The organism is Ensifer sp. PDNC004 (assembly GCF_016919405.1).
Classification (GTDB): Bacteria; Pseudomonadota; Alphaproteobacteria; order Rhizobiales; family Rhizobiaceae; genus Ensifer.
On record NZ_CP070353.1, the window covers coordinates 2,731,492 to 2,747,303 of the forward strand.

General features: G+C 63.7%; 22 protein-coding genes and 1 tRNA gene. 10 read left to right on the forward strand and 13 right to left on the reverse strand.

The window, feature by feature from the left end; all coding sequences use genetic code 11:
• Positions 1 to 20: 20 nt before the first annotated feature.
• Positions 21 to 776 (reverse strand): 3-deoxy-manno-octulosonate cytidylyltransferase, encoded by a 756-nt coding sequence (locus JVX98_RS21595; protein WP_205237371.1) that lies wholly within the window; start codon positions 774 to 776, stop codon positions 21 to 23.
• A 156-nt stretch (positions 777 to 932) separates the two neighbouring features.
• Between JVX98_RS21595 and JVX98_RS21600 the strand changes: the two genes are divergently transcribed.
• Complete coding sequence (locus JVX98_RS21600) at positions 933 to 1,616, forward strand: cytochrome c family protein (protein WP_192448190.1); 684 nt, start codon at positions 933 to 935, stop codon at positions 1,614 to 1,616.
• Positions 1,617 to 1,761: 145 nt separating this feature from the next.
• On the opposite strand, the gene JVX98_RS21605 is transcribed toward JVX98_RS21600, so the two are convergent.
• Positions 1,762 to 2,706 (reverse strand): AEC family transporter, encoded by a 945-nt coding sequence (locus JVX98_RS21605; RefSeq protein WP_205239500.1) that lies wholly within the window; start codon positions 2,704 to 2,706, stop codon positions 1,762 to 1,764.
• 240 nt (positions 2,707 to 2,946) lie between these two features.
• Between JVX98_RS21605 and JVX98_RS21610 the strand changes: the two genes are divergently transcribed.
• From JVX98_RS21610 to JVX98_RS21625, 4 genes are all read left to right on the forward strand, one after another.
• The gene (locus JVX98_RS21610; protein ID WP_205237372.1) at positions 2,947 to 3,228 is read left to right on the forward strand and encodes a BON domain-containing protein; all 282 of its coding nucleotides are present in this window, start codon (positions 2,947 to 2,949) and stop codon (positions 3,226 to 3,228) included.
• A gap of 241 nt (positions 3,229 to 3,469) precedes the next feature.
• Positions 3,470 to 4,666 carry a CmlA/FloR family chloramphenicol efflux MFS transporter gene (gene cml / locus JVX98_RS21615; RefSeq protein ID WP_205237373.1) on the forward strand — a complete coding sequence of 399 codons (1,197 nt, stop codon included), beginning with the start codon at positions 3,470 to 3,472 and terminating at the stop codon, positions 4,664 to 4,666.
• 104 nt (positions 4,667 to 4,770) lie between these two features.
• Positions 4,771 to 5,577, forward strand: coding sequence for a MerR family transcriptional regulator (locus JVX98_RS21620; protein ID WP_205237374.1), 807 nt, complete (start codon positions 4,771 to 4,773; stop codon positions 5,575 to 5,577).
• Between the two features lie 71 nt (positions 5,578 to 5,648).
• Positions 5,649 to 6,578, forward strand: coding sequence for a hypothetical protein (locus JVX98_RS21625; protein WP_205237375.1), 930 nt, complete (start codon positions 5,649 to 5,651; stop codon positions 6,576 to 6,578).
• Between the two features lie 231 nt (positions 6,579 to 6,809).
• On the opposite strand, the gene JVX98_RS21630 is transcribed toward JVX98_RS21625, so the two are convergent.
• The 3 genes from JVX98_RS21630 to JVX98_RS21640 are packed head-to-tail and all read right to left on the reverse strand — an operon-like array spanning position 6,810 to position 8,256.
• Positions 6,810 to 7,433 (reverse strand): dihydrofolate reductase family protein, encoded by a 624-nt coding sequence (locus JVX98_RS21630; RefSeq protein ID WP_205237376.1) that lies wholly within the window; start codon positions 7,431 to 7,433, stop codon positions 6,810 to 6,812.
• Positions 7,434 to 7,445: 12 nt separating this feature from the next.
• The gene (locus JVX98_RS21635; protein WP_205237377.1) at positions 7,446 to 7,922 is read right to left on the reverse strand and encodes an SRPBCC family protein; all 477 of its coding nucleotides are present in this window, start codon (positions 7,920 to 7,922) and stop codon (positions 7,446 to 7,448) included.
• Positions 7,900 to 8,256, reverse strand: a complete 357-nt coding sequence (locus tag JVX98_RS21640; protein ID WP_205237378.1) for a helix-turn-helix transcriptional regulator — start codon at positions 8,254 to 8,256, stop codon at positions 7,900 to 7,902. The genes JVX98_RS21635 and JVX98_RS21640 overlap by 23 nt, the downstream gene beginning before the upstream one ends.
• 159 nt (positions 8,257 to 8,415) lie before the next feature.
• Between JVX98_RS21640 and JVX98_RS21645 the strand changes: the two genes are divergently transcribed.
• Together JVX98_RS21645 and JVX98_RS21650 are read left to right on the forward strand one after the other, a co-directional pair.
• The gene (locus JVX98_RS21645; protein WP_205237379.1) at positions 8,416 to 8,595 is read left to right on the forward strand and encodes a hypothetical protein; all 180 of its coding nucleotides are present in this window, start codon (positions 8,416 to 8,418) and stop codon (positions 8,593 to 8,595) included.
• 4 nt (positions 8,596 to 8,599) lie between these two features.
• Positions 8,600 to 8,998: a DoxX family protein gene (locus JVX98_RS21650; RefSeq protein ID WP_192448199.1), complete on the forward strand. Its 399-nt coding sequence runs from the start codon at positions 8,600 to 8,602 to the stop codon at positions 8,996 to 8,998.
• Between the two features lie 29 nt (positions 8,999 to 9,027).
• Here JVX98_RS21650 and JVX98_RS21655 read toward each other — a convergent pair whose 3' ends face one another.
• Positions 9,028 to 9,381, reverse strand: coding sequence for a MerR family transcriptional regulator (locus tag JVX98_RS21655; protein ID WP_205237380.1), 354 nt, complete (start codon positions 9,379 to 9,381; stop codon positions 9,028 to 9,030).
• A gap of 105 nt (positions 9,382 to 9,486) precedes the next feature.
• Between JVX98_RS21655 and JVX98_RS21660 the strand changes: the two genes are divergently transcribed.
• Positions 9,487 to 10,302: an aminotransferase class IV family protein gene (locus tag JVX98_RS21660; RefSeq protein ID WP_205237381.1), complete on the forward strand. Its 816-nt coding sequence runs from the start codon at positions 9,487 to 9,489 to the stop codon at positions 10,300 to 10,302.
• A gap of 38 nt (positions 10,303 to 10,340) precedes the next feature.
• On the opposite strand, the gene JVX98_RS21665 is transcribed toward JVX98_RS21660, so the two are convergent.
• The 7 genes from JVX98_RS21665 to JVX98_RS21695 all read right to left on the reverse strand — a co-directional run bounded on the left by JVX98_RS21665 (position 10,341) and on the right by JVX98_RS21695 (position 14,261).
• On the reverse strand, positions 10,341 to 10,979 hold the full coding sequence (locus JVX98_RS21665) for a bifunctional 2-polyprenyl-6-hydroxyphenol methylase/3-demethylubiquinol 3-O-methyltransferase UbiG (RefSeq protein WP_205237382.1): 639 nt from the start codon (positions 10,977 to 10,979) through the stop codon (positions 10,341 to 10,343).
• Between the two features lie 187 nt (positions 10,980 to 11,166).
• Positions 11,167 to 12,039, reverse strand: coding sequence for a sigma-70 family RNA polymerase sigma factor (locus JVX98_RS21670; RefSeq protein WP_205237383.1), 873 nt, complete (start codon positions 12,037 to 12,039; stop codon positions 11,167 to 11,169).
• Positions 12,040 to 12,143: 104 nt separating this feature from the next.
• Positions 12,144 to 12,449, reverse strand: a complete 306-nt coding sequence (locus tag JVX98_RS21675; RefSeq protein ID WP_205237384.1) for a putative quinol monooxygenase — start codon at positions 12,447 to 12,449, stop codon at positions 12,144 to 12,146.
• Positions 12,450 to 12,641: 192 nt separating this feature from the next.
• On the reverse strand, positions 12,642 to 13,274 hold the full coding sequence (locus tag JVX98_RS21680; RefSeq protein ID WP_192448204.1) for an ATP-dependent Clp protease proteolytic subunit: 633 nt from the start codon (positions 13,272 to 13,274) through the stop codon (positions 12,642 to 12,644).
• A 44-nt stretch (positions 13,275 to 13,318) separates the two neighbouring features.
• Positions 13,319 to 13,675 carry an SRPBCC domain-containing protein gene (locus tag JVX98_RS21685; protein ID WP_205237385.1) on the reverse strand — a complete coding sequence of 119 codons (357 nt, stop codon included), beginning with the start codon at positions 13,673 to 13,675 and terminating at the stop codon, positions 13,319 to 13,321.
• Positions 13,672 to 13,986: a helix-turn-helix transcriptional regulator gene (locus JVX98_RS21690; protein WP_205237386.1), complete on the reverse strand. Its 315-nt coding sequence runs from the start codon at positions 13,984 to 13,986 to the stop codon at positions 13,672 to 13,674. Before JVX98_RS21690 ends, JVX98_RS21685 begins: the two co-directional genes overlap by 4 nt.
• 185 nt (positions 13,987 to 14,171) lie before the next feature.
• Positions 14,172 to 14,261, reverse strand: a tRNA-Ser gene (locus tag JVX98_RS21695).
• Positions 14,262 to 14,644: 383 nt separating this feature from the next.
• Between JVX98_RS21695 and JVX98_RS21700 the strand changes: the two genes are divergently transcribed.
• Together JVX98_RS21700 and msrA are read left to right on the forward strand one after the other, a co-directional pair.
• Entirely contained in the window at positions 14,645 to 14,962 is a 318-nt protein-coding gene (locus JVX98_RS21700; RefSeq protein ID WP_043626572.1) for a membrane protein, read from the forward strand.
• Between the two features lie 39 nt (positions 14,963 to 15,001).
• Positions 15,002 to 15,655, forward strand: a complete 654-nt coding sequence (gene msrA, locus JVX98_RS21705) for a peptide-methionine (S)-S-oxide reductase MsrA (RefSeq protein WP_205237387.1) — start codon at positions 15,002 to 15,004, stop codon at positions 15,653 to 15,655.
• Positions 15,656 to 15,812 lie beyond the last annotated feature (157 nt).

Here is a 15,812-nt window from a genome sequence, read left to right on the forward strand (position 1 = left end):
GTCCTTCTCAGGTTCTGATATCAGCGGTTACGGGCGGACAGGATGTGGCGGGCCTTTTCCAGCTCCACCGGCGTGTCCACACCAAGCGGGACCGAATCGACGATCTCGACATCGATGCGCATGCCGGCTTCGAGCGCACGCAGCTGCTCCAGCGATTCGCGGCGCTCGAGCACGGAGGGCCGAAGCGAGACGAAATGCTCCAGCGCCTGGCGGCGATAGGCATAGAGCCCGATGTGGTGATAGAGCGGGCCTTCGCCATAGGGCGCGGTCGCGCGGGTAAAATAGAGCGCGCGCAGGCGCGTGTCCGAAAGCGGCGAACCGACGACCTTGACGATGTTCGGGTTGGTCTTCTCGCTCTCTTCGGTGATCGCCACCGTCAGTGTTGCTATATCGGTGGCGGCATTTTCGAGCGGGTTCAGCGCCGCGCGGATCGAGGCCGGCTCGACCGTCGGAAGGTCACCCTGGACGTTGATGACGAACTCGGCTTCGCCGTTCGGATCGGCCTTCTGCAGCGCTTCGTAGATCCGGTCGGAACCGGACTGGTGGTCGACGCGGGTCATGATCGCTTCGAAGCCGGCCTCGCGCACCACGTCGAAGACCTGCTGGTCGTCGACGGCAACGACGACGCGGCCGACGTCCGCTTCCTGCGCCCGGGTCGCTACCTGGACGATCATCGGCAGGCCGCAAATGTCGGCGAGCGGCTTTCCGGGTAGGCGTGTCGACGCCATGCGCGCCGGAATGAGCACGATGACTTTACCTGAATTTTCGCGATTCATGATCTGGCCTTCAAAAACCCCGCCGAAAGTGTCAATAAGTCTCAGTTAGGGGCCGATAATCACTGTTGCAACGCAGAGCCAAAAGACATAGGTTCCGCGCGATTTCAAGATAGGCCGGGTTTTTGTTTGCGCCGGTGGCAAAGGGAGCGTTTGCAGATGAATTCATATGTGAACATGGGCGTGGGCGCCTTTCTGGGAACGGTCTTCGTTCTGATGTCCGTGTCCATTGCATCGGAAGGCATTTTCCATTCCGAAGCTCCCGAAAAGGAAGGCTTTACGATCGTCGCCGAAGAAGGCACGTCTGAAGCCGGTGCCGGCGGTGCCGCAGAAGTCGAAGTCGACATCAAGCCGCTGCTGCTCAAGGCCGATGCTTCCGCCGGTGAAGCCGTGTTCAAGAAATGCGCAAGCTGTCACACCGCCGACAAGGGCGGCGCAAACAAAGTCGGTCCGAACCTCTGGGGCCTCGTCAACCGCCCGATCGCTTCGCATGAGGGCTTCAGCTACTCGGCCGGCATGAAGACGTTTGCCGAAGGCGGCAAGGTCGTCTGGGACTACGACCACCTCAGCTACTTCATCGAAGCACCGAAGAAGCACGTTCCGGGTACCGCCATGGGCTTTGCCGGCGTCAAGAAGCCCGACGAGCGCGCCAACCTGATTGCCTGGCTGCGCGAGCAGGCCGACGCTCCGGCAGCACTGCCGGACGCATCTGCCGGTTCTGCCGAAGCCGCACCGGCTGCCGGCGAAGCAGCGCCGGCTGCTGGCGCCGAAGGTGCAAAGCCGGCCGAAGCCCCGGCAACCGAGACCAAGCCGGCCGAAGGCCAGCCGGCACCGGCGCAATAAGTTCAGCGGTCGGAAACGACCCTATTGCAAAAGGCCCGGCTCGCGCCGGGCCTTTTCGTATTCGGGCACAGCGACGGATGTCGCGCACGGAACGTTGAGACGGATCCCCCTCTCCGGCGAAACAGTTTGCCGGAAAGTGCGACAATCACATCAGCAGATAGGCCCAGACCGAAACGCTGACGACGCCGAGCGCGGTCGTCAGCGTGATCGTCGAGGACGCCAGCCCATGGCCGACATTGAAATGGTTAGCGATCAACCAGGCGTTCACACCCGTCGGAACGGCCGACGTCAGCACCAACGCCGTCGTCCAGTTGTCGTTAAGGCCGAGCAGGTGGCAGCTCGCATAGACGACCGCCGGCATGACGACGAGCTTCAAGGCGCTCGTGACCGAGGCGAGCCCAAGATTGCCGGCAAGGCCGTATTTATCCAGTGCCATGCCAATCGAGATCAGCGCCGCGGGTGCTGCCATCGACGCCAGCTGATCGACGACGGTCTTGACCGGACCGCCAAGCGGCTGGCCGACAAGATGGAAGGCGGCACCGCAGGCAAGACCGATCACCAACGGGTTGCGCACCAGATTGCGGGCGACGCCGGCCAGGAGCTGCAGCGGGCTCTGCCCCGGCTTGCCCCCGGCGCGCCGCTCCGCACGCTCCATCAGGAGCGTGCCCGCGATCATCATGACCGGCAGATGCACCGAAAGCAGGATCGAGATCGCAACGATGCCCTCCTCGCCGACGATGCGCGACACCAGCGGCAGGCCGATGAAGACCGTGTTGGCGAAGGCGGAGGAGACGCCAGCGAGAACGCCCATGCGCGCATCCCGCTTAAAGACGAGCGTCGCCGCCACGTGTCCCAACGTCCAGGTCACCGCGACGCCGGAGAAATAGGCGACCCAGAGCGGCCAGGGCGAACCGTCCTTGAAATCCGCTTCCGCAATCGTGCGAAACAACAGGATGGGCACCGCGACGCGAAAGACGAAATCGCCCAGCGCTTCGCCGACGGCCGGTTTCAGGTACTTCAGGCGCACCAGCAACCAGCCGGCAAGGATCAGGATGAAGATGGGCAGGACATTCTGGAAGATGTCGGACATGCGCGGGCCCTGGATCACGATGACCTTGGAGCGGATCGATCCAAGATCTTCGGGGTCGGTTGTCATGAGGTGAGCGGGAGCCGGGCGGAAGACCGCAGATGCTTTCCTCTTCCCGCTCCTGGAGTGATCCTGCCAGCAATAACGTTGTTCGCACCCGCGCCGCAAGCGCGCGAACAGCTGGCAGAGAGAGGGGAACATTCCCCGGCCGCAGGCGTTCCGAAACAGCATGAGGAACGAGCCATGCCGACAGAGAAGTCCATTTACGCGCACAAAGACGACGATCCGCATCTCATCGACGATGCGCTCGCCGACAAGGTGCTGCGCTACATCCAGTATGCGGCGATGATCGATACGCGCGAGATCTCGGTGATGGCGCTCGGCGGGATCGTGGTGCTTTCCGGCCATGTGGCGCAGGCATCCGACATCGCTTGCGCCGGCGATGTCGCAGCATCGGTGATCGGCGTCACCAGCGTCGAGAACCGGCTGGCGGTGATGCCGGGCGCGGCCGAGGCTGATAGCTGAGCGAGCAGTTGCCGTCCGGAAATCCCGATGATAGGACATGCCGGCATGAGATTTCGGCTGGCTTGGCGTTATCGCTGGAGAGCCGCCATAGGAGCCGCAGATGAGGACCGACCCGTCAGCAACCAGGTAAGCCGCAACAACGGTTGAATAAGTTGTTGCGGCGTCTGTCGGCTCACACTCAGAACAGTTGATGAAGTGGCAGATCGCCGCCGAATGTTTTCATTTGCGCGGATGTATCATCATGCCCGATCGTAATTCCCCCACCTGGCCCTACTCGCTGCCGGCAGCCCTTCTGCTGATGGCGCCCTTCGACATCCTGACGTCGCTCGCCATGGACATCTACCTGCCCGTCGTGCCCGACATGCCGGCCATCCTCGGCACGTCGCCGGCAGTCGTCCAGCTCACGCTCAGCCTCTACATGCTGCTTTTGGGCCTGGGCCAGCTGCTGTTCGGCCCGCTGTCCGACCGCTTCGGCCGCCGGCCCGTGCTTCTCGGCGGCGCGACGCTGTTTGCCCTGTCGTCGCTGGGACTGGCGGCAACCACCTCGGCGCCGGTCTTCGTCGCCTTGCGGCTCGTCCAGGCGGCCGGCGCCTCGGCCGCCCTGGTCGCGACCTTCGCGACCGTGCGCGATGTCTATGGCGCGCGTCCGGAAGGCGTGACCATCTATGGCCTCTTCAGCGCCATGCTCTCCTTCGTACCGGCGCTCGGGCCGATCGCCGGCGCGCTGATCGCAGGCGCTTTCGGATGGCAAGCGATCTTCGTGACGCTTAGCGTTCTTGGCCTTGCCGCACTCGGCCAGGCCTTGCCGCGCTGGTCCGAAACCCGGCCCGACGCCGCTGCACCGGCAAAGCCGAGCTTCATGCCCATGCTCACAAGTGGTGCCTTCTGGACCTACACGCTTGGCTTCAGCACGGCGATGGGCGCGTTTTTCGTGTTCTTCTCCACCGCCCCACGCCTGCTCATCGATCGCGCCGGCTATTCGCAGCTGGGCTTCAGCCTGGCCTTCGCGACCGCTGCCGTCGTGATGATCATCGCCACGCGCTTCGCCAGGGGCTTCGTCGCCCGCTACGGGACCGCCGGTTGCCTGACCCGCGGCATGGCCCTGATCATCCTCGGCGGGCTGCTGCTTGGCGCGGGCGAAGTCTTGGCCGCTCCGTCGTTCGAGAGCTTCGTGCTGCCGATGTGGGTGATCGCCTTCGGCATCGTCATGACCGCCTCGGTCACCGCCAATGGGGCGCTCAAGGCCTTCGATGCCATCGCCGGGACGGCGGTGGCGCTCTACTTCTCGATCCAGAGCCTGATCGTCAGCCTTGTCGGCACTGGCGCCGTGCTGCTGCTTGGTGGCGATACGGCCTGGCCGCTCGTCGGCTATTGCCTCGGCATGGCGGCGATCACGCTGCTGGCGCTGGCGTTTCTCGACCGGCGCAAAATTCGATAGCCCTGCCCCTCCCGGAGCGGTCACCCACTCCGGGAGGTCTTCAACCGGAAAGACGGCAACATGCCCCTTGACCTCGCCCCTGGGGCTGGCCCCAGACTGCTCTCATGACCGATTCCTACTTCCTCGCAGGCCGCTTCGGCGCCGCCACACGATTGTCGCCGAAGGCGCTCCGGCTCTATGCCGAGCAGGGCCTGCTGGTGCCTGCCCATGTCGATCCCATAACCGGTTACCGCTACTACGCCGCCACGCAGGCAAGCCGCGCCAGGCTGATTGCCCGGCTGCGGCAGCTGGGCCTACCGATCGCCCGGATCGCGCGGCTGATCGATCTTCAGCCTGACGTTCGCCTGACGGAGCTTCGCGCCTGGCTGGAGGTGCAGAGCAAGCGGCTCGAGGATCAGCGCGAGTTGGTGGAGGCCATCATCCGGCAATCGAGCGGCGGCGACGATCCGCTTGTCAGGGCCGTTGCCGTGCGCGACGTCGCGCCTTCGAAAATCGTCTATCGCCAAAACCATGTGACGGTGGATGCGCTCGAGGCCTTCACCGAAAGCGCCGAAACGGAGATCCGCGGCTATCTTGCGCAATCGGGCAAGAGCGACGACGGGCCGATGACGCTGCATTTCCACGAGCCGGTCAATCACGACGGCAAGGGTCTCGTCGAGGTCGCGATCGGCTATGACGGCAGTCTCGAACCCACAGGCGATCTGCGCATCCGCCTCCAGCCGGCGGGGCGCGAGGCGTTCCTCGCCGTGGCCGAACCGTTCGAGACCTTTCCGGCCGTGCTTCGCGTCTATGACGCGATCGAGGCCTGGTTCGAGCAAAGCGACGACCTCAGCTGCTTCGGCAGCCCCTACGAAATCTATCCCGGCAGCGGCAGCGCCCGCTTCGATGTCGCCTACCCCATCGTGCGCTAAGCCAATCCCCGCACGTCCCAATCACTTCCTCCCCCGATTTCTCCTCCCCTCGATTACTGAAGGATCAACCGATGCAGCACTTTTCCTATGTGGGTTCCGGCCCCTATTGCTACGCCAACTCGTTCGCGATGATGTTCGGCGAGGCTGCACCCTCGACCTCGACCATAGAGCTTGCCACCGGCAGTCCCTTCGGCATGCAGATCGTCGGCGGCACGCTGCCGTTCTTCGATCCCTATGGCTGGGATCCGGAGGCCGGGTTCGACGGCGCGCTGAAGGCGCTCGGCTGGACATCGCAGGTCAGCAGCGGCGGCGAGCCCGAGGACGCGCTCTCCCGCCTGCGCTCGGCACTGAAGGATGGCCCCGTCTGGGTCGGCCCGGTGGAGATGGGGCATCTGCGGCACCAGCCGGGCATGACTGGACCGATCGAGGCCGATCACTACGTCGTGGTCCTCGCAGTGGACGAGACGCGCGTGCTGATGCACGACCCGCAAGGATATCCCTACGCCTCTCTGCCGCTCCACGATTTCATGACGGCCTGGGGCGCCGAGACGCTGAGCTATGGCGACCCCTACACCATGCGATGGGGATTCTCGCGCGTCGCCGACGTGAGCGAGATCGAGGCAATTCGCGCCTCGGTGCCGGCCGCCATCCACTGGCTCTCGATGACCACGGACCGGCTGGTGCCGGTGGGCAGCCTTGGCAATGCCGACGCTGCCGAAGCGCTCGCTGCTCGGATCGAAGCTAACTGCGACAAGAACCTGCGGGCTCACCTCGTGCACTTCGCCGTTCGCGTTGGCGCCCGCCGCGCCGGCGACGCGGCATCCTGCCTGGCGCGGGCGGGCCTTGCCAAATCCGCCGCGATCGCCGGCGAGCAGGCACGGCTGATCGGCGCGCTGCAGTATCCGCTGGTCCTGCGCAGGGATGCCGAGGCGGCCGAAAGCCTGCGCCTGCTGGCGCCGACCTACGACCGGCTGCTCGCCACCCTGCAAGCCGGGGAGTGAACTTACAAGCCGCGCAGTCCCGGACGGAAAACCGCTGTGCACTTTTCCTGGAATTGGCCTGTCTTGCTGACGCAATTCCGGACGGAAAACCGCTGTGCACTTTTCCTGGAATTCGCTCGTTTGGCTGGCGCAATCCCGGACGGAAAACCGCTACGCACTTTTCCTGGAATTGCTCGTTTGGCTGGCGCAATCCCGGACGGAAAACCGCTACGCACTTTTCCTGGAATTGCTTTAGGCAATGAGCTCCGAGAAGCTTTTCGGGCGCGCCGACTTCGTGTCGCGCACCGTCTCGTAGTGAAGCCCGACGACGCCGTTGTCGTAGTGCTCGCTGCCGATCAGCCGCAGCTCGTTCTTGTCGTGCAGCCGGGCGAACCATGGTTCGCCCGGCGATACGACCGGGTAGACGAAGAAGTGGTAGCGATCGACGAGGCCGAGGCCAATCACCGTCTGTGCAAGGCTCGCGCCGCCGGACAGATGGATATCCCGGCCGGGTTCAGCCTTCAGGCTGGTCAGGAAGCGCGAGAGCGCCGCATCATCAGGAACCACCGCCCGCTCGGCATTGTGCCAGGGGCTGATTGCCTGCTCACCGGTGCGGGAGAACACGATCTTGCGATAGTCGTGCATGCGCCCTGCCATCAGCCGATTGGTCTCGCCGCCCGCCTCGTCGTTCAGTGCGCCCGGCCAGTAGCCGACCATCTCCTCATAGGTCGTGCGACCGACCAGAACCGTGTCGTAGCCGGCGTAAAGGCGGTCGATCGCCCGGTATTGTTCCTCGACCACAGTGCCCATCCAGGCAAGCGGATCGTCCAGGCGGCCATTGAGCGTCGTCATCATCTGCAGCACGATGTTGCGCATGGGATCGGCTCCTCAGTGGGCTTGCTCGACGAACCGGGCCAGTTGCTCGGCGACCGTTCCCCAACCGTCGTGAAAGCCCATCTCCTCGTGCATCTTCCGGTCCGCGCCGCTGCGATGCATCACATGGGCGGCGTACTCCGTACCGCCAGGATGATCGCTGAGGGTGATGATCGCCGTCATGAAGGCATTTTCCGCCGGGCGCCAGCCGGCAAGCAGCGTGTCAGTGAAGACGATGCGCGAGAGTTCGTCGACCGCGAGAAAGCAGGCATCGATATGCGGCACGAAAGCGCCGCCGCCTTCGCTGATCCGCGTTACGAAGCTGCCGCCGGGCCTGAGATCCATGTCGATCACCTTGCATCTTGCCGGCTCGGGAACCCACCATTGTTCGAGCCGCGTGGGATCGCTCCAGGCGCGCCAGACGGTCGCGCGTGGCGCCTTGATGACGCGGGCCATCGTCAGGTCGAGTTCAGGATCGGGAGAGCGGGTCATGTCGTTCCTCCTCGTGTTCAGTGGAGAATTTTTCCAGCCGGTCGGCACGGCCTTCCCAGAGCGCGCGCTGCGCCGAGAGCCAGGTTTCGACTGCAGCGAATTGCGCCTTCTCGATCGCGCAGGTGCGCACCCGGCCCTGCTTGTGCGTGCGGATGAGCCCGCTGCCCTCGAGGAAGTGGATGTGCTTCATGAAAGAAGGCAGGGCCATGTCGAAGGGTCTGGCGAGATCGCTGATGCTCGCCGGACCGCCGCCGAGCCGCGAAAGCACGGCACGCCGGGTCGGATCGGCGAGCGCCTGAAAGATCACGTCCAATCGGTCTGAATACTGTTCCATAAGGCTAAGTATCATGCGCAAATACTTAGCGCAATAGCTAACTATTGATCGACGCGAAGCCACCGGAGGCAGCCAATTTGTCACATCGCCGTTTTCTTGACCTCAAGCGTGGTTGAGCTTCTACAAACCCCGTCGGTTCAATAGGACAAGGGGGCCGACGTGGCATTCAAAAACCAGATGAAGACTGAAAATACCGGGACCGGCACCGCATCCGCGGGCATCGCCGAGCCCGGCGGCGCATCGTACGCCGCCGACTGGCTCGCAGGCCTCGCCACCGGGCCGGCATTGCCAAGTGCAAGCGCGCGCAACGCCTCCCTCCTTACAGCAAGGAAGGAATGATCCGATGTCCGGCCCTATCGCAAGGATTCTCGATTCGCGCGCCTTCGGCATCCTCGCCCGCGTGCTGCTGACGCTCGTCTTCTGGTCGAGCGGCCTTGCCAAGCTCTTCGACTTCAACGCCAACGCCGCGGTCATGGAAGGCTTCGGCCTGACGCCAGGATGGCTGTTCAATACGGCGACGCTGATCCTGCAGATCGGCGCCTCTCTCCTGATCATCCTCAACCGCTGGGTCTGGCTTGCTGCCGGCGCGCTCGCCGTCTTCACCATGCTGACGGTCCCGATCGCCCATCCCTTCTGGCTGAAGCAGGGCGAAGAGGCCTTCCGCGACATGACCGTGGCGCTGGAGCACGTCTCGGTGATCGGCGGACTGGCGCTGGTATCGATCCTGTCGCGCAAGCGTTGAACGTCAACAACGACGGCTCGGCGGGCGGCTCAACCTTCGCCGATCTCGGCCAGGAAGCTCGTCAGCACATTGTGGTTCTGCGCCAGCTTTTCCGTCTTTTCCTCGACGAGGCGGATCTGCTGACGCAACGTCACGCGCAACTCGTCGCAGGGCTCGAAAATCGGCCCCTCGCCGCGCACGCAGGCCAGGAACTGCAGGATGGTCGGAAGGGTCATGCCGCCGGCCCCGAGCAGCTTGATGCGCTCGACGGTGCGCACCTCCGCCATGTCATAATCACGATAGCCGGTTTCGGTGCGCTCCGGCTTCAACAGACCTTCCGCCTCGTAGTAGCGCAGCATCCGGATGCTGACGCCGGTGCGTTTCGACAGCTCGCCGATCTTCATGCAATCACCCTTGAAAGCGCCCTTCAACACACCCTTGACTCTGACAGCGCTGTCAGACCTTAAGGCTATGGCTCCCTTATGCAAACCGCACCCAGGAGCAAAATCATGGCGACCGAAACCCACCACTATCCGGCAGCAATCGACGGCCGCCCGGCCGACGCGGCGGAGCTGACTGCGCTCGCCTTCGCCGGCTTCGCGCACTTCACGGCGATCCAGGTCCGGGACCACAGGATCAAGGGCCTGGACCTGCATCTCAAGCGCCTGCACGGCGCGTCGATCGAATTTTTCGGCCGTGCCGTGCCCGAAGAAACCCTGCGCGCCCGCATCCGGGCCGCGGTCGACGCCGGCCCGGCCGACCAGTCCCTGACCGTCACGGTATATTCGCCGGACGGCGAGTTCACCGCCGACAGCATGCAGGGAGACCTCTCGGTCCTCGTGCGCAGCGGCCCGCCCTCCAACGGGCCGAAGGGACCGCTCAGGCTCGCCGTCGTCGAGCACGAACGCCCGCTCGCGACCATCAAGCACGTCGGAGAATCCGGCAAGACCTATTACCTGCATCAGGCGATAAGGCAGGGCTACGACGACGACGCCTTCATCGACCGTCGAGGGCACCTCAGTGAAGCGACGATCTGGAACCTGGTCTTCTGGGATGGCCAAGCCGTCATCTGGCCCAAGGCCGAGATGCTGACCGGCACGATGATGGGCACGGTCCAGCGGCAACTCGAACGTCTCGGTGTTCCGCAGCGGCAGGAGGAAATCACCCTCGACCGGCTGAAGACGCTCTCCGGCGCTGCGGTGCTCAATTCCTGGACGCCTGGCATCGCCGTCAGCGCCATCGGCTCGACGGCGATCCCGGACGCGGAGGCGTTTATCAGCCTGCTGCATCGGGCACATGCCGCCGAACCGGCTGCGCGCGTCTAGGACGCATCAAGACCGGGGCCGCGCCGCCGCTCCGGTCTTCAGCGCTTGCGGGCGACGATGTAGGGACGGTTGTCGTTGCTCGCCGATGCGTGATTTTCCGCCGACAGAAGCTCGAAGCCGGCAGCGACAATGTGCCGGCTGAGTTCGGCCGCACTGAAGGCTCCCGCATAGGGCGCCAAGCCGACCGCCCGCATCGCCGGCAGCAGCACGAGCCGGACGAGCGGGTTCATGTCGCCGACGCAGGGTGTTTTGGAGATGAACACCCCCCGGGAGGCAAGCAGGGTGTGAATGTTGTCGAGCGTGGCGGGCAGGTCGCGCACGAGATGCAGGTAGTTGAAGCCCAGCACCGCATCGAACTGACCGCATTCGGCCGCAAGCGTTTCGGCCGTCGCGGTGCGAAAGGCGAGGTTCGGAACCAGGTCGACGGCATATCTCTCCCGAGCAATGGCGATCATCTCGGTCGAAAAATCGGTCGCAAGATAATCGCGCACATCGCCCGCCAGCCGAAACGCCGTCGTTCCCGTGCCGCAACCGAGTTCAAGCACCCGGTCATCGGGCAGAAGCAAGGCGCGGGTGCGGTCGAGCGTGTGTTCATAGGCGGCCGGGTCCGCGATCGTGCCCTTGGCGTATCGCCGCGACGTCCGGTCCCAGAAACGCGCGTCGCTCGCCAAACTCATGCTGCCTCTCCCCAGATCGCAACCAGTCCCCCCCGCTGCGATGCCCGGCGCCGGTGCGAGACCGGCCAGGAAAACCTGCCAAGAGCCAACGGCTGCCGACACCAGCGAAGGTTCAGCAGTAGCGCGGAACCGTCAACACTTGGCGAAGAACCGCCCCTCAATCGGCAGAGAGCCGCTCTCCCGCAGCTCAAGCGAGCCGAACCCAGTCGACGGTTTCAAGCACATAGGGGGCGAAGAGAAAATCGCGGATCGCGGCGATCTCGTCGCCGCGCCAGTCGAGAACGACGAAATGCGCCGGTTTTTCCATCGGGCCGACACTGTGGAAAACCAGCATGGCCGGCCGCCCTTCGATCGCCCCCAGCGCAAAACGCCACCGCGTCTCCTGCGCGTAGCGGGTGAAATAGCGGCCGATTCCCTCCCGGCTCTCCAGCTTCAGCCTGTTGACCAGCTCAAGCTTCACATCGTCGGCCAGCATGGCGCGGATGGCATCGAAGTCTCCGCCTTGAAAGAAGCGCACGAAGCTTGCCATTTTCTGCCGGCTCGCATCGGACATCAGCGGCAGCCGCATATCTTCCGGGCGTTGGGCCAGCTGCCGGAGCGCCACCCTGGCGCGCTGCAGCGCCGACTTGGCCGCCGCCGGCGTGCAGTCGGCGATATCGGCGATTTCCTCGATCGAATGGCCGAGCACATCTTTCAGGATCACGGCGCAGCGCTGAAGTTCCGGCAGCTGCAGGAAGGTTTGATAGCCGACCGCGACGATGTCCGCATCGGGCAGCGGCGCGTCTTCCATGTCATCGAAAAGCGGGATGATCTTGTGCCGGGACCGTCGGCGCAGAAAATCGAGGCTGGTGTTGTGGGCGATGCGCAGCAGCCAGCCTTCGAGATTGTCCACTTTCACGCCATCCGCCCGTGCCTGCACGGCCTTGATCAACGTGTCCTGCAGCACGTCCTCGCCATCCACGGCCGAGCCGGTCATGCGCGCGCAATAGCGGTGCAGCCGCGGCCGGAGTTCCCTCAGCCGATCCTCGAAGTCTTCCGCATTCATGGTATCGAGTTCCATCGGGATATCTCCAGGCGTCTGGTTCGGACGATAGCGTGGACGAAAGAAAATGTCCGCTGCCTGACTGATCGCAACCGGTCTTGGCAGCGGACTACCGTGCAGCGTCACCTGTTATCGCTGAGGACTACCTCGCCGACGACCGATTCGAGGCTCGCCAGTTCGAGGATCTGTGGGAAATAGGCCTTCATCCTGGCATCGGCGCGCATCGCCTCGACGGCCGCGGGCGTCTCCCATTCCGAATAGATGATGACACTTGTGCCGTCGCTGGCGGCAATCAGCCGGCTCGTCCGCCAGCCATCGAGCGTGCGGATGACGGTGTCGATGTTGCGCTTCAGAAGCGCTATCAGCTGCGCCTGCTTGCCGGGTTCGACCTTCAGAACGTTGACGAGAGTGACGGGTGCAGTGGTCATGGTGCTTCTCCTTCGTTGCAGATGCAGCAAAGACGCAGCGAAGAGGCGAAACGGATCGCGCACGCGAAGATTTTTTTGCGTCAGGCGATTCGAACGTCGGGCAACACTCCTTTGGCAGGGGAGCGCCTTCAGCCGGTTTCGTGGCTCGGACCATCCGTCCTTGGCAGATGGCCCGCCGACAGAGACCGACCGTCAGAGAGCAAAGCCGCCGGCGGCCACCGGCTCGCCGTCGTCGCGAACCTTGAGGATGGTGTCGATCAGCCCCCACTCCAGAGCCTCCTCGGCCGTCATGAAACGGTCCCGGTCCATGGCGCGTTCGAACTCCTCGTAGGTCCGTCCGCAATGTTCCGCATAGAGCCGCGTCATGCGCTGCTTGGTGCGAAGGATCTCCTCGGCGTGGATTTGCATGTCGGACGCCTGGCCCTGAAAACCGCCCGATGGCTGGTGCACGAGGATGCTGGCATTGGGCAAGGCTGCCCGCTGTCCCGGCGTACCGGCCATCAGCAGAAACGAACCCATGGAGCGTGCGGTCCCCATGCATAAGGTATGCACCGGCGCCCGGATGTAGCGCATGGTGTCGTACATGGCGAAACCGCTGGTCACTACGCCGCCCGGCGAATTGATGTAGAGATGGATGGGTTTCTTCGGGTTTTCCGCTTCGAGAAGAAGCATCTGGGCGCAGACCAGCGCGGAGACCGTGTCGTTCACCTCACCATTGAGAAAGATGATTCGCTCGCGCAACAGGCGGGAATAGATGTCGAACGATCGCTCTCCACCATTCGACTGCTCAACGACCATAGGGACGAGTTGCATCGCTTCGCGCATCGGCGAACTCCATTTATCCAGAGTTTGTGGGGAAGCCCGTCGGCTTACGCGGCGAGCATGAGGGTATCGTTGTTGTTCGCGGCCTTCCTGGTCACGCGACCGCTGCGAACATTCGGCAGTTCGTGCACGATCCGCAGCCTGGTTCTGTCGGCACCGATCGGAGCGATCCGGAAGGTGACGGTACTTTCGAGGAACGGAGCCTCGGTTTCGCGCAGCCTGTAGCGGACCTCCTCTCCAGGCACGACAACGGCGCCTTCAGGATCAGCCAATGCCTCTTTCGGCAGCCAGTTTTCACGAAACGCCGGGATGCTGATTGCGCGCCAGACCTTCTGCGGCGCCTCGTCGAGTTCGTATTCCAGCTCAAGGCTGTTTTCGTTCGGAGCGCTGCTTTCACGGTTCATTGGTCCATATCCTTCAGCAAGATCTTCAGAGCTTCGATGCGTGCGGGCCAGTAGGCACGGTACTTCGCGAGCCATTGCGCAATATGGGTCAGCCCGTCCGGATCGACTTCGTAGTTTACGAACCGACCTCGTCGCTGCTCCTTCACCAACCCGGCACTCCGCAACACCGAAATGTGCTGGGACATCGCCGGCTGGCTGATGTCCATGCCTTCTCGCAAGGCGCTGGCATTCATGCTTCCGTCGGCAAGCTTCTCGAAGATGGCGCGGCGCGTCGGGTCAGCCAGGGCTCGAAATATCTCGTTCTCGATCATGACCAACACATAAGCACGGACTTATCTCAATGACAAGTGCGCTGTTCAGCAGGAGGAGAAAAGAAAGGATCTGGCTTTTGCGCGCCGCAAGATGCGGTCAAGGCGCCGCAGATCGATACCTGCCAGCGGACAGGAATGGGTAGCGCTGTGAACAAATTGGCATGGGAAGCAGAACAAGGGGGAGATGGCGGACAGAGAGGGATTCGAACCCTCGATACGCTTTCACGTATACACGCGTTCCAGGCGTGCGCCTTCAACCACTCGGCCACCTGTCCATCCGTCAGCAGCCGACGGTCAATCCGGCTGGATGGGAAGGGCGGTGCCCTTCGGCGTCAGCCAGCTTAGAACCGGCGGACGCGCGTCTATATACCGATGATTTGCCCGGGATCAACTGCTTTCTGACAGATTATTGACATCTTGTGACGCGAGCGGGTTCCCGGTTCCCATTGTGCGCTCCGGGCAAGGGGCTTATCTCTTGCGTCAGGGCGTGTCCGATGCGTCCGGCCGGTCTCGGCCACATCCTCCGGCCTGCCAGGTTGCCGCATATTTTCATCGCCGGGCCTTGTCCGAGGCACGGGCGATCGGAGAAGATGCGGCGGGGCGACGCGCCGAGCCGACGACTGGGCGCCAGCCAGCGAATTGAAGGGAATGCCGTGCGATGCGATTTCTATTGAGGCTGGCGAGCGCCATCGTGTTGTTTGCCGCCGTGCTTGCCGGTGCCGTCGACGCGATCCAGTCGGTCGCCGCATCGGAACTGGTGATGACGTCGCTCGGCGACGACCTGGAGGCGCTTGGCGCCGACACGGCAAGCTGGGTCCAGTTTGCCCAACGTTCAGATACCGCACCGACGATCTGGCACGGGATGCTGCATTGGCTGCTGCAGCAGCCGGCCTTCGCGGTGCTCGCACTGATCGCTCTCATCCTGTGGATGGCCGGATACAAGAAGCGGCCGGCGGCTGGACGGTTCGCCGCCTGACACGGCGCGGGCCACCTTCGCATCGAAAGGAGTATGCTGATGTTCCTGATCGACATGTTCAACAAGAAGACGATCATGCCGGACGCGCAGACGGCGCTGCCGGGCCGTGACGCCGCGATCCCGACGGCCGAGACGCATTTCGTTTCCGGCCGGCCGTTGAAAGGCCCCTACCCCGACGGCACCAAGCGCATCCTTCTGGGCATGGGTTGCTTCTGGGGCGCCGAACGATTGCTGTGGAACATCCCCGGCGTCTACGTGACGGCGGCCGGCTATGCCGGCGGGCTGACGCCGAACCCGACCTACCAGGAAACGACGACCGGGCTTACCGGCCATGCCGAAGTGGTCCTGGTCGTCTATGATCCGGAAAAGGTGAAGCTCGCGAGCCTGCTTAGGACCTTCTTCGAGGAACACGACCCGACGCAAGGCATGCGCCAGGGCAACGACATCGGAACCACCTACCGCTCGGCGATCTATGCCTGTGACGACGAGCAGCTGGCGGAAGCCAAGGCCACGCGCACCACGTTCCAGACCGCGCTGAAGCACGCCAACCACGGCGGCAGGGTGACGACCGAGATCGACATGGCGAGCGCGTTCTATTTCGCCGAGGACTACCACCAGCAGTATCTGGCCAAGAACCCCAGCGGCTATTGCGGCCTGCGTGGTACCGGCGTCAGCTGCCCGATCGGCCACTAGACGCATACCCCTCGGGTGGTATCGCGCGTGCGGTCGCGATACCCACAACCCTGAGGCCACGCCAGACCGGTCGAAACACCTCGCCCGGATCTCAAAAACGCAACAGAACCGGTGCCTTACGGGTGCCGGTATCCGCGGCTTCAATTTTTACCATCTG